Here is a 13439-nt window from a genome sequence, read left to right as displayed (position 1 = left end):
CAGTTATGAAACAGCAAAAATTGATTGAAAAGATGACAATAGAAGAAAAGGCAGCGATCCTCAGTGGAAAAACTGTCTGGCAGACCAGAGAAATTGACAGGCTTTCCATCCCGTCCATCTTTCTTTCGGATGGACCGCATGGAATCAGAAAACAGGCAGGAGCAGGAGACCATCTGGGACTGAATGCATCCTTGAATGCAACTTGTTTTCCCACAGCAGCGACGATTGCAAACAGCTGGAATCAGGATCTGGGGGAAGAGATTGGACAGGCTCTTGGAGAGGAAGCAGCAAGTATGGATGTAAATATCCTGCTTGGTCCGGGATTAAATATTAAAAGAAGCCCATTATGTGGAAGAAATTTTGAATATTTTTCAGAAGATCCATATCTTTCCGGGAAGATGGCAGCGTCATATATTCGTGGAATACAGAGTAAAGGCGTTTATGCCTGCCCGAAGCATCTGGCGGTTAACAGTCAGGAACTTCGGAGAATGGCAATGGACGCAGTTGTTGACGAACGGACATTAAGAGAAATTTATCTGACCGGTTTTGAGATAGCTGTTAAAGAAGGACACGCAAAAGCAATCATGAGCAGTTACAACCAGATTAATGGGATTTATGCTAATGAGGACAAACATCTTTTGACAGATATCTTGCGCAAAGAATGGGGATTTGATGGAATTGTAGTAACAGACTGGGGCGGAAGCAATGACCATGTGAAAGGTGTTGCTGCCGGCTCAAATCTGGAGATGCCGTCCTGTGGGTACGATTCTGCAAGAGAAGTGATTGCTGCTGTCCAAAATGGAAAGCTGAAGGAAGCAGATTTGGATGAAAGAGTTGGAGAACTGGTGGATGCAGTGATGGAACTGACATCAGGGAAGAAGCTTTCAGATAAAAACTTTGACAGAAATGCACATCATCAACTGGCAAGGAAAGCAGCAGCGGAAAGCATGATTCTTCTGAAAAATGAAAAACAGATTCTTCCGCTGGATACAAAAAAATCCATCGCTGTTATTGGAGATTTTGCTTTTTCACCCAGATATCAGGGGGCAGGATCTTCTATGGTTAATCCAACAAAAGTAGAAGATATGTCATCGATTTTGCAACAATATGATCTGAATATTCTGGGGATGACAAGAGGCTATCAGAGAAATGGAGATGTAGATGAGAATGATAGAAAGTTTGCACTAAATTTGTCTATGAACGCGGATATTGTGATTTTCTGCTTTGGTCTTGATGAAATCAGTGAATCAGAAGGACTGGACAGAACCCATATGCGTATTCCGCAGGACCAGATCGATCTTCTGCAGGATATCAGTAAAGTGAATGAAAATATTATTGGAATACTAAGTGCTGGATCAGCGATAGAAATGCCATGGCACACCTGCTGCAAAGCGATTTTGCATGGCTATCTGAATGGACAGGCAGGCGCTTCTGCAACATTGGATATTCTGACCGGAAAGGTGAACCCATCAGGAAGACTGGCAGAAACATATCCCATATCTTATGAACAGACACCGGCATTCCGATATTATCCAAGCAATGAGAAAACATCGGAATACCGCGAGAGTGTTTATGTGGGATATCGCTATTATGATACTTCAAAAGTCCGGGTGCAATATCCATTTGGCTTTGGGCTTTCCTATACGGAATTTACATATTCTGATCTTATCATAGAAGAGGATGGAATCAAAGTTTCGGTTACCAATACAGGTGACAGAGACGGAGCTGAGGTTGTTCAGATGTATGTAGGACTTCCTAATGCAATCGTATTCCGACCGGAAAAAGAACTGAAAGGTTTTGCAAAAGTTTATCTAAAGGCAGGAGAAAGCAGACAGCTCAGGATTCCGTTTGATGATAAGACATTCCGTTATTGGAATATAAAAACGGGACAGTGGGAAATAGAAACAGGAACTTATCAGATTATGGTAGGAGCCAGTGTTGCAGATATTCGTTTAACAGGTACGACTGAGAGAACAGGAAATAGTAAAGGGTATCCGTATAATCCGGCAAAAATGCCTTATTATTATACAGGAATTGTGCAGAAAATATCAGATGAGGAATTTCGTGAACTTCTTGGCCATGAGATACCGAACGGGAGATGGAGTGGAAACCTGGAAATCAATGATGCAATCTGTCAGATGTATTATGCAAAAAGCCGACTTGCAAGACTGATATATAGATGTCTCACAAAAATGAAAAAGAAGAGTGAGGCACAGGGAAAGCCAGATCTGAATATTCTTTTTATTTACAATATGCCGTTCCGGGGGATTGCCAAGATGACCGGCGGGGCAGTCAGTATGGAAATGGTATATGGAATTGTCGATGCTGTGAATGGCCACTTTATGCTTGGGGTAAAAAAAATAATTGGCGGATATTTCAGAAACAGAAGAAATAATAAGAAATATGAAAAATTATTAAAAGGAGCCGGAGGGAAGTGCAGATGAATCATATAAAAAATATATGGAAATGTTTTGAAGAGAAACATGCTACTTTTGCAAAATGGCTTTATCAGATATTCTATTTTGTTATATTCAGTATGGGCGTGACGGTATTCCAGTATCTTGTATTTACATTTTTACCAGGGATTTTGGGAATTGGTCTGGCTGGTACAGAATTTATGTGGCCAAAGGTTTCCATGAATCTGTTTGGAGTAAAATTTACATGGAGTTTACTGGGGTATAATGTATTGCGTGATGCAACGGGGAATATACTGATCGGTGGTGGACTTGGCTATTTTATCAGTTATGAACTGGGGTCATTTCTTGCACAGTGCATCAATTTTCCACTTCAGAGAAATATTACTTTTAAAAGTCATGGAAATCCTGTGTATCAGGCAATCTGGTATTTTGTTGCATGGGTGGTAATTTCACTGATTTGTAATGGATTTAATAATCTGTGGATGCCAGTTGCATCTGCATATGTGGCACCGGCAGTCTATAACATGCTTGTGACAATTATTACAGGTGGAGTTTCCATGGTGATTTTTTTCTTTGTGTTTAAAATTATTTTCCCAGAGGGGAAGGCTGAATAGAAGAAAATAGCAAGATGTTAGAAACTGGTAGTCAATCGGATATGATTTGGAACATCATAAAATCAACAAGGATAAAGGTAAAAAAATATGAATAAAAGACAAAAAATTCTGATTGTAGATGATTCAAAACCGGTGTTTATGAAAGAGGATCTACTTCCCGTTATGGGAGATAATCAAATGATCCAGGATCTGCCCTCGGTATTTATCCGGGTTTTGGAGGAACAGAACGCATGGAAAAAATAATGGAAAAGAATATTCTGATCCGGGATATAGAAACAAAAAATATCATGACTAAATCCAGTCTTCCGGTAGGGGGATATTCTGTCAATCCTTATGTAGGATGTACCCACGGCTGCAAATACTGCTATGCCTCTTTTATGAAACGGTTCACTGGGCATACCGAATCGTGGGGAACATTTCTGGATATAAAACACTGGCCGGTAATTAAAAACCCGAGAAAATATAAAGGCCAACGGGTAGTGATTGGTTCCGTGACAGATGGGTATCTGCCCCAGGAAAAGGAGATAAGAAATACCCGCAGGATTTTAGAACAGTTAAAAAATAGCGGTGCAGAAATCCTTATCTGTACGAAATCGGATCTTGTACTCCGGGATATTGACTTGCTAAAAGAAATGGGAAAAGTCACTGTCTCATGGTCGATCAACACATTAGATGAAAAATTTCAGGCAGACATGGATCAAGCTGTCAGCATCAGTCGCAGACTTGAGGCAATGAAGCAGGTATACGAAGCCGGAATACGCACGGTTTGTTTCATTTCCCCAGTATTTCCGGGCATCACAGATTTTGAAAAGATTTTTGAACGTGTGAAAGATCAGTGTGACCTGGTATGGTTAGAAAATCTAAATCTCCGCGGTGGTTTCAAACAGGAGATCCTGGATTATATTCAGAAATGTTATCCCCACCTTGTTACCCTGTATGATGAAATCTATCGCAAGGGAGATCGAAGCTATTTTCGGGCATTGGAAAACCAGGCAGCACAGATGTCCCAAAAATACGACTGTCCTTTTGTAGACAACGAACTGCCTTATGGCCGCGCAGAGCCAGGCCATCCTGTAATCGTGGACTATTTCTATCATGAAGAAGTACGGGGATCGGAAAATACAGGGCGGCGCAAAAAATGATTGAATAAGTTGAGATGTAAAAGAGGTGCCTCAAGAGACTGAAACAACTCATAGTTTTCCATGAATGTTACAGTCTCTTTATTATTATCAGTATACTCCACACTCTGGGTTGGTATCAATATCAAGATGAAGCAAAGGCTTTTCTCCCTCCACTGCCCGGTATATATCCAGCATAGTAATTTCATCTGCAGGTTTGGTAAGACAGGCGTTTGCCTGGCTTTGGGTATTGGAGATAAGGCTTGCATTTTTCAGCACGGCCATCAGCTGCCGGATATAGGCAGGATTTGTTTTTACACTTTTTGCAATCTGGGCACTGGTCAGATGCTCTTTTTCTTCTTGTAATTTATATTTTAACATGGTACAATTTTGATGTAATTTTAATAATAACAATAAAAGAAAGGAAAGTCAACCATGCAGCCAATGAAAAATATTGTTTTTGAAAATGCATATCAAAAAAATGCCCGGACCTTATTAGATAAACTTAATTCTGCTGAAGCCATTCTGGTAGGAGCAGCAGCCGGCATGTCCGCTTCCTGTGGCTATAATTTTTTCTATCAGAATGATGCGATATTTCAGAAATATCTGGGGGATTTCCATAAAAAATATGGATTTACCGGAGCCTTTAACGGATTTTACTATCATTATCCTTCCCCGGAAGCTCACTGGGCATTTCTTGTACGTATGGGCTATATGGAATATGAGTGTCCTACAGGACAGCCTTACTACGATCTCATGGAACTCCTTGAGGGTAAAAACTATCATATTATGACCACCAATCAGGACTTCCAGTTTACCCGTGTGGTGTCCGAAGAAAAATTAAGCGCCATCCAGGGTGATTCCCGCTATTATCAGTGCAGCCGCCGATGTCATGACCAGATTTATTACAACAAGGATATGGTCTATGCCATGAATGCAGCTATTGACGAGAATCTGTGTATCCCCGCCAAAATGATCCCCCGCTGTCCCAAATGCGGAGCCCAGATGGAGCCCTGGGTACGGGGATATACATTTCTGGAAGGTGCCAAGTATAAAGACGAATACCGGAAGATCAACGAATTTCTGGAAAAGAATAAAGAGAAGAAGATCCTTTTTCTGGAGTTGGGCGTAGGACGAATGACCCCTATGTTTATCCAGGAACCTTTCTGGAATCTCACATACTCCCTGCCTAAGGCGTTTTACATTACCATTAATCCAAAGGACGCCATTCTTCCCAGAGAAATAGAACAGAAGGGGCTGGCTATCAAAGAAGACATTGCCCTGGTGCTGCAGGAGGCAGTGAGGGTAAAGAAAGAGGAAAACAAGGAGCATGGAGAAGCATAGTCACAAGGACATCCCTGGAACAGCAATGGGCCTACTATACAAAATATATTTACAGTATGTGGCATCTGCCTACAGGTCAGCTATATCTGGCTCTTAAGGCTGTACTTGCCGGAAAAGATTAGAGAGATGACACCGGGGGTGATCAGACTGCCTTTCTGGGACATGACGGCCCGTAACAGCCAGGTGTTTTACGTCTGTCTGAACTAGGAAGCCTCTTCTGCTCCGGAACATTTAAAAAAGGGAGAAGTCTTTACCTGCAAGGCAATCTGGCAGATATATTAAAAGAACTTCGGATACAGTTGGAAAAGGAGAAATAACATTATGGAAGAAAACTTCAGAAATATTTATAAAGCTATCCAGGAAGCAGACGCTCTTCTCATCGGCGCCAGTAACGGATTATCTATTTCAGAAGGATACAATATTTTTGCAGATGATCACTGGTTTCAGAAAGATTTCGGAGATTTCCGCAGCAGATACGGGATCAGAAACATACTGCAGGGATTATTCTTTCAGTATCCTACAGAAGAATCTAAATGGGCATTTTTCAGCAGACTGATCAGCCGGAAATGTTATCTGGAACAGCCCGGTCCTGTAATGGAGGATCTGTATCGTCTGGTTGGTTCCAAAGATTATTTTATTGTGACCTCCAATGGCGAGGACCATTTCGTGCCTGTAGGATTTGACAGGGATAAAGTCTTTGAGATGGAAGGCCGTCTCACCCAGTCCCGGTGCCAGAATGGATGCGGAACAGATCCTTACGAAAACCAGAATGAAATTCTCAAAATGGCGAAAGCTGAAAAAAACGGACAGATCCCCTCAGAACTGGTCCCCTGCTGTTCCTGCTGTGGAGGGCCAGTTACGGTCAATATGGCAAACAGCAATGCATTCTTTCAGACCGAACAGTTCCAAAAGAAAATGCAAGACTATCAGAACTTTATTAAGAAATATCATGGTAAAAGACTAGCGATCCTGGAATTGGGCGTGGGATGGCGAAACCGTATGATCAAAGAGCCTTTCATGAGCCTTGCTGCTTCTGAACCTGAAGCAGTTTATATCACCTTCAATAAAGGAGAAGTCTATATTCCTTCAGCAATTGCCGGAAAGTCGATCGGGGTAGATGGAGATATTGGGGAAGCGCTGAAAGAAATATGTCTGGCAAGAGAGAACCTATAGGGTTGTTTATATATTTCTATTTAGACAATTAATTTTTCTGAATGGACAATGCAAAAAAGGCACTGAAAACCGTAGAAATATTGGATTTTCAGTGCCTTTTCTATTAGTTAAAGAGAAAAAATATAATAAATTTAAGTTTTGCTAAGTTTCGCTAAATTCTATTCGTTTGAGCATCGCCATTGCTTTGAAGGTTCACGTTTTCCACAATCATCACAAGTCTGCGGCCAGTTAATTTTCCATTCAAAATATTCATCTCTGGTAATTTTACCAGATTTCAGTTCTTCTTTTCTAAGAGTCCATTCTTTCAAAAAATCATTAAGAATCCCATAATTAAACCACATGCCAACAGGCGAATGTGCGGGCCAGCTATCAGAATCATGGTAGCGAATAGCTGTATCGTCACTGGAATTTGAGTTTTCGCCTGGATAAGTCTCTGATTGAAAGAGATTGATCATACCGGGATTAAATTCATCAATCCAGAACAAAATTTCCATCAGTTCAGAAGCATTCATTGTAGTTGGTTTCGTATTGAGCAAGGCGATTTGCACCTTTATCGCCCCAGCCGAGGACTGCACCGAGTTCTGCCTGTGTCATATTCCGGAATGTCCGGATTTTTTTTATTTTATCACCAATTGTCATATCAGATTTCCTACTTTCTATTTGATAAAAGATTTGTCGTAAAAATGTGGTCAAATCAAGAAAATTGAGTGCGAAAGCAAGTGAAAAATCCCTGTGAAGTAGTGGATACGCCATGCACAGCTCGGGAAAGATTTCCCTCGCTGTAGGGCTGTCGCCCTATAAAATAGCAAAAAAAGACGTCCTTGCAAGTAAACTTGCAGGGCGTTTTTTTCACCATTTAGCATGGCTCGTAGCGTTAACAAATTCTTCACAAAATAATTAGCACTCAACGCTTGACAGTGCTAACAACATGTGTTATATTACATGCAGAACAAAGAAAACAACATATTTCTCCTTTGGGAGAGATATTTCTCATATAAGAGGAGGGTTAGCCTATGAATATCAGTAAATTTACACAGAAATCCGTACAGGCTGTCCAGGATCTGGAGAAGGTTGCTTATCAGTTTGGCAACCAGGAGATTGAGGAGGAGCATCTTTTATATGCTCTGCTGGAACAGGAAGACAGCCTGATTCTTAAACTGATCGAGAAGATGGAGATAGATAAAGATTATTTCAGAAATTCTCTGAATCAGGCGCTGGATGCTAAGGTTAAGGTATCCGGCGGTGAACTTCGTTTCGGACAGTATCTGAACAAGGCTCTGGTCAGTGCAGAGGATGAAGCAAAGGCAATGGGAGATGAATATGTCTCTGTAGAGCATCTCTTCCTTGCTTTATTAAGATATCCAAGTCCAAGCATGAAGAAGCTGTTTCAGGAATTTGGTATTACTAAGGAACGTTTCCTGCAGGCACTTTCTACAGTACGAGGCAATCAGCGTGTAGTCAGTGACAATCCGGAAGCTACTTATGATACTTTGAATAAATATGGTGAGGATTTAGTCGAAAAGGCACGTAACCAGAAGCTGGATCCTGTGATCGGACGTGATGAGGAAATCCGTAATATCATCAGAATCCTTTCCCGTAAGACCAAGAATAATCCTGTACTTATCGGTGAGCCTGGTGTAGGTAAGACTGCAGCAATCGAAGGTCTTGCTCAGAGGATTGTGGCAGAGGATGTGCCGGAAGGCTTGAAGGATAAGAAGATTTTTGCCCTGGATATGGGTGCTCTGGTAGCAGGTGCCAAATACAGAGGTGAGTTTGAGGAACGTCTGAAAGCAGTCCTTGAAGAAGTAAAGAAGAGTGAAGGAAACATTATTCTTTTCATTGATGAGTTACATCTGATCGTTGGTGCAGGTAAGACTGACGGAGCCATGGATGCAAGCAATATGCTGAAACCTATGCTTGCCAGAGGTGAGCTTCACTGTATCGGTGCCACAACTCTGGATGAGTACCGTCAGTATATTGAGAAAGATGCCGCTCTGGAACGTCGTTTCCAGCCTGTTATGGTAGATGAACCTACAGTGGAGGATACCATTTCCATCCTTCGTGGTCTGAAGGAGAGATATGAGGTCTTCCATGGTGTTAAGATCACAGACAGTGCGCTGGTTGCAGCAGCTACACTTTCACATAGATATATCACAGACCGTTTTCTTCCTGATAAGGCCATTGACCTGGTGGATGAGGCCTGTGCCCTGATCAAGACAGAGCTGGACTCCATGCCTTCAGAGCTGGATGAACAGCGCCGTAAGATCATGCAGCTGGAGATCGAGGAATCTGCACTGAAGAAAGAGACAGATAACCTGAGTAAGGAACGTCTGGAAACACTTCAGAAGGAGCTGGCAGAGCTTCGTGATACCTTTAATACACAGAAAGCACAGTGGGATAATGAGAAGCATTCTGTAGAGAAATTACAGAAGCTTCGTGAGCAGATTGAGGATGTGAATAAGCAGATTCAGAAAGCAAAACAGAACTATGATCTGGAGAAGGCTGCACAGTTACAGTACGGCGAACTTCCGAAATTACAGCAACAGCTGGAAATCGAAGAAAAGAGTGTCAAAGAAAGTGACAGAAGTCTGGTACATGAGGCAGTTACTGATGATGAGATCGCAAGGATCATTTCCAGATGGACCGGTATTCCTGTAACAAGACTGACAGAAGGCGAGAGAGCGAAACTCCTTACTCTGGAAGATCAGCTTCATAAGAGAGTTGTAGGCCAGGATGAAGGTGTGAAGAGGGTTACAGATGCGATCCTTCGTTCCAAAGCCGGCATCAAGGATCCGACCAAACCTATCGGTTCTTTCCTGTTCCTTGGTCCTACAGGTGTAGGTAAGACAGAGCTTGCCAAGACTTTAGCAGAGAATCTGTTTGATGATGAGCAGAATATGGTCAGAATTGATATGAGTGAGTACATGGAGAAGTATTCTGTATCCAGACTGATCGGAGCGCCTCCCGGATATGTAGGATATGAGGAGGGCGGCCAGCTTACTGAGGCAGTCCGCCGTAAACCATACAGTGTTGTACTTTTCGATGAGATTGAGAAAGCACATCCGGATGTGTTTAACGTACTGCTGCAGGTACTGGATGATGGCCGTATCACAGATTCTCAGGGACGTACAGTTGACTTTAAGAATACAATTCTTATCATGACTTCCAACATCGGTTCTCCGTATCTGCTGGATGGTATTGATGAGAATGGTGAGATCAAACCTGAGGCTCAGAGTCAGGTTATGGATGACCTGAGGGGCCATTTCCGTCCGGAATTTCTGAACCGTCTGGATGAAATAATTATGTTCAAACCCTTGACAAAATCCAATATTGGTAAGATAGTAGATTTGATGGTCGGCGAGCTTGACAAACGTCTTGCAGACCAGGAGCTTTCCCTGGAACTGACAGAAGCAGCCAAGAATCAGGTTATCGAGAATGGCTATGACCCGGTATATGGTGCACGTCCGCTGAAGCGTTATCTGCAGAAATATGTGGAGACTCTTGCGGCACGAAAGATTTTGTCCGGAGATGTTCACGCAGGTGATACTCTGGTGCTGGATGTTCAGAATGGGGAATTCATTGTTACGGTAAAGGACGGAAACTAAATGATACCCAAAGATCCAATGATTCTGCTGAGTTATGTGAATACTCAGCTCAGGGATTACTATGATTCCCTGGAAGCACTCTGCACATGCAGAGGATTGAAGAAAGACGAACTGGTGGCGAAGATGCATTCCATCGATTATGAGTATGATGAGGCAACCAATCAGTTCATATAAGAAATATGCGAAATGCTCTCTGACAGCGGGAATTGCTGTCGGGGAGCATTTTTCGTGTTATAGGAAATTACTCCGTAATGTTCCTATAACACAAAAAATATAAGAAAGTTTACTGTGCTAATTGCGAAAAAAGTAATAAACTGTGGAGCTGTTATTGGGTTATGTGTTTCAAAATCAGTACAATTTTAAAAAATATATAAGACGGAGTGGAAAATAGCTGAAAAACAGATTATCTTGTTAAAAAATAAACGAAATTTATCAGATAATATGTTAAAAATGCATAAAAAAATAGGAAATAAAGTATAAATATTCAATATCCCTACAATTGATTTTTGCATGCTGTATGATATAATTGCATCTGTAAAAAATCGAATGCATTTATAATAGGAAGAAACACCTGTTTCAAGTCGAACCATTTTTCTGACTGCTATATCTGCATTGAGCGAAAAAATAAAATATGGAGGTGGCAGTTTTGAAAAAGTTGGTGACCGTACTGGGTGCTTTTTTTGCAGTTCTTCTGGCTTGTCCGTTGAGTGTATTTGCGGCAGAGGGCAGTAAAGCACCATCTACAGTACCTGTATGGCTTTGCATTCCCTTTGCAGGGCTTTTGTTATGTATTGCAGTGATGCCTCTGGTAAAAGCGGAGTGGTGGGAGTCTCATCAGCCACTGGTTGTTGCCTTATGGATCATTCTGATGGTCGTTCCATTTGCTTTCGTTTATGGAGCCGGAAAGACTGCAGAGACAGTTCTGGACTGTATTGTGAATGATTATCTTACATTCATCATTCTGTTATTCGGCCTGTTCTGCGTATCAGGTAATATTACCATGGAGGGTGATTTCGCAGGTTCCCCCCGTGTTAATGTAGGTCTGCTTGCACTGGGAACCTTTCTGGCAAGCTGTATCGGCACTACGGGTGCCAGTATGCTGATGGTACGTCCGGTAATTAAAATGAATTCATGGAGAAAGAGAAAAGGACATATTATGATCTTCTTTATCTTCATGGTTTCCAATATGGGTGGATGTCTTACCCCGATCGGAGATCCGCCGCTGTTAATGGGATTTATGCGAGGCGTTCCATTCTTCTGGAGTCTGCATCTGTTCCCTGTGTTGATCTTTAATATGGTCATTTTGCTGTTTGTATTTTATCAGATTGATAAACGTTCCTACAGAAAGGATATTGCAAATGGACGTAAACCGGATATCCGTAAACCGGGTACTCAGTTCCGTCTGGATGGACTGCACAATATCATCTTCCTTGTGATGATCGTTGGCGCGGTAATCTTAAGCGGTGTACTTCCGGGAATGTCCGCATTTCAGGATGCTGCAGGCAATGTAAGAGGTATTCATCTTTTTGGAGAAGTAACCCTGACATTCCCGGCACTGATTGAAATTGTAATCATATTGCTTGCTGCTTTTCTTTCCTTTAAGACAACAGATAAGCAGATTCGTATCAGAAACCATTTTACCTGGGGTGCGATCCAGGAGGTTGCGGTTTTATTCATCGGTATTTTTATCACCATGCAGCCTGCATTGATGCTTCTGAAAGCTGTAGGACCGAATCTGGGAGTTACTGAACCGGCAGAGATGTTCTGGGCAACCGGTGCGCTTTCCAGTTTCCTGGATAACACACCTACTTATCTGGTATTCCTTACAACAGCAGGAACGCTGGCATTTACCAATGGAATCACAACTACACTGGGAACTGTACCTACCAAGATTCTGTCTGCCATTTCCTGTGGTGCAGTATTCATGGGTGCCAACACTTATATCGGAAATGCCCCGAACTTTATGGTAAAGGCAATCTCTGATGAGAATGGTGTGAAGATGCCGTCATTCTTCGGATATATGCTGTGGTCTGTTGCATTTCTGGTTCCGGTGTTTATTATCGATATGTTTGTATTCTTTTTATAAGGAGGGAGGATCATTATGCAGGATAATCAGGAAAAATGTAAAGAACTTGCAATACGCATTTATAACCTGGATGAAGAAGTTTATAAATGTGTGGGTTCCTCTCTGGGACGTACATTTACAGGACAGAAAGAAACAACTATCCGTCATCTGGCAGCACTGATGTATACCAAGCCGGACGGACATCTGCTCAGAAGTGAGCTGGCGCTGATCAGTAATATGGCCCGTACTATCAGAGATAAGAGCGAGAGAAGACGCCTTATGATAGAGTATGACAGTATTCTGAAAGAGATCGAAAGTCTTCCGGATACATTTGGACAGACAGATATTGTAGATAAAGAGCGTATCAGTCTGAATAATCTGATCGTAAGACGCCAGAACGAGATTTCAGAGAATGACCATCTGATCATCTGTATCAGTCGTACACAGGGAAGTGGCGGTAATGATATCGGATTTGAACTGGCAGATCAGCTTCAGATCAACTATTATGATGCAGAGATCTTTGATCAGGTTATGAAGCGTCTGCAGGCAGACAAAAATGCAGTCAGTGATACTGGTAATTTTGAAGGATTTGATAAATACAGAAAGAAAAAACACACAGATCTGAAAACCTGGTTCAGGGAATTCAATCGTTATCATGGACTTCCGAAGCAGGACGCAGTATTTTTCAATATGAGTGATCTGATCTGTGAACTGGCAAAGAGTGAAGACTGCGTGATCATGGGACGTTGCGCAGATGCGATTCTTAAGAATAATCATATTCCTCATATCAGTCTGTTTATCAGTGCTCCCTTCCAGGTTCGTGTGCAGCATGTTATGGATATCCGTAATATGAATCTGAAGCAGGCAGTACGTTTTCTGAAGCAGATGGATAAGCAGCATAAGAAATATTATGAATTTTATACCGGTGAGAAATGGGGAAAACCGGAGAACTATGATTTGTGTATCAACAGTGCCAACTATGGACTGAAGGATACCATTGAGCTGATCCAAAGAATGTTGGATCAGAAGGTTCACTAAAATTAAAAATGATGGTTGGATAAAAAATAAGCTCTGTGGATAGAAGTTTTGATCCACGGAGCTTA

11 protein-coding genes and 1 pseudogene are annotated in these 13439 nt (G+C 41.9%); 10 read left to right on the top strand and 2 right to left on the bottom strand.

Features of this window, described 5'->3' with window-relative positions:
• Positions 1-5 precede the first annotated feature (5 nt).
• The 4 genes from WKT11_RS01475 to WKT11_RS01460 all read left to right on the top strand — a co-directional run bounded on the left by WKT11_RS01475 (position 6) and on the right by WKT11_RS01460 (position 4173).
• Positions 6-2444: a glycoside hydrolase family 3 C-terminal domain-containing protein gene (locus tag WKT11_RS01475; protein WP_340281946.1), complete on the top strand. Its 2439-nt coding sequence runs from the start codon at positions 6-8 to the stop codon at positions 2442-2444.
• A complete protein-coding gene (locus WKT11_RS01470) occupies positions 2441-3031 on the top strand; it encodes a hypothetical protein (RefSeq protein WP_118408337.1) in 591 nt (196 codons plus the stop codon). The genes WKT11_RS01475 and WKT11_RS01470 overlap by 4 nt, the downstream gene beginning before the upstream one ends.
• Before the next feature lie 87 nt (positions 3032-3118).
• Positions 3119-3274: a hypothetical protein gene (locus tag WKT11_RS01465; RefSeq protein WP_340281943.1), complete on the top strand. Its 156-nt coding sequence runs from the start codon at positions 3119-3121 to the stop codon at positions 3272-3274.
• Positions 3262-4173, top strand: a complete 912-nt coding sequence (locus WKT11_RS01460) for a radical SAM mobile pair protein B (protein WP_340281941.1) — start codon at positions 3262-3264, stop codon at positions 4171-4173. Before WKT11_RS01465 ends, WKT11_RS01460 begins: the two co-directional genes overlap by 13 nt.
• A gap of 87 nt (positions 4174-4260) precedes the next feature.
• Here WKT11_RS01460 and WKT11_RS01455 read toward each other — a convergent pair whose 3' ends face one another.
• Complete coding sequence (locus WKT11_RS01455) at positions 4261-4530, bottom strand: Rrf2 family transcriptional regulator (protein WP_340281938.1); 270 nt, start codon at positions 4528-4530, stop codon at positions 4261-4263.
• 63 nt (positions 4531-4593) lie between these two features.
• Here WKT11_RS01455 and WKT11_RS01450 point away from each other — a divergent pair, with 63 nt between their 5' ends.
• Together WKT11_RS01450 and WKT11_RS01445 are read left to right on the top strand one after the other, a co-directional pair.
• Complete coding sequence (locus WKT11_RS01450; protein WP_243176420.1) at positions 4594-5493, top strand: NAD-dependent protein deacetylase; 900 nt, start codon at positions 4594-4596, stop codon at positions 5491-5493.
• 321 nt (positions 5494-5814) lie between these two features.
• Positions 5815-6666 carry an NAD-dependent protein deacetylase, SIR2 family gene (locus tag WKT11_RS01445; RefSeq protein WP_117676333.1) on the top strand — a complete coding sequence of 284 codons (852 nt, stop codon included), beginning with the start codon at positions 5815-5817 and terminating at the stop codon, positions 6664-6666.
• A gap of 158 nt (positions 6667-6824) precedes the next feature.
• On the opposite strand, the pseudogene WKT11_RS01440 reads toward WKT11_RS01445, so the two are convergent.
• Positions 6825-7305, bottom strand: a pseudogene (locus WKT11_RS01440) (helix-turn-helix domain-containing protein).
• Between the two features lie 374 nt (positions 7306-7679).
• On the opposite strand from WKT11_RS01440, the gene clpB reads away from it, so the two are divergent.
• The 4 genes from clpB to WKT11_RS01420 all read left to right on the top strand — a co-directional run bounded on the left by clpB (position 7680) and on the right by WKT11_RS01420 (position 13374).
• The gene (gene clpB / locus WKT11_RS01435; protein ID WP_117676329.1) at positions 7680-10271 is read left to right on the top strand and encodes an ATP-dependent chaperone ClpB; all 2592 of its coding nucleotides are present in this window, start codon (positions 7680-7682) and stop codon (positions 10269-10271) included.
• Positions 10272-10445, top strand: coding sequence for a DUF4250 domain-containing protein (locus WKT11_RS01430; protein WP_008706656.1), 174 nt, complete (start codon positions 10272-10274; stop codon positions 10443-10445).
• A 472-nt stretch (positions 10446-10917) separates the two neighbouring features.
• Entirely contained in the window at positions 10918-12357 is a 1440-nt protein-coding gene (locus tag WKT11_RS01425) for a sodium:proton antiporter (RefSeq protein WP_227292167.1), read from the top strand.
• Positions 12358-12372: 15 nt separating this feature from the next.
• Positions 12373-13374, top strand: coding sequence for a cytidylate kinase-like family protein (locus tag WKT11_RS01420; RefSeq protein ID WP_117676328.1), 1002 nt, complete (start codon positions 12373-12375; stop codon positions 13372-13374).
• Positions 13375-13439 lie beyond the last annotated feature (65 nt).

Source organism: Blautia sp. HCN-1074, assembly GCF_037890165.1.
Lineage (GTDB): Bacteria > Bacillota > Clostridia > Lachnospirales > Lachnospiraceae > Blautia_A.
The sequence above is the reverse complement of the archived record's forward strand: the minus strand, read 5'-3'. Positions and strand labels throughout refer to the sequence as shown.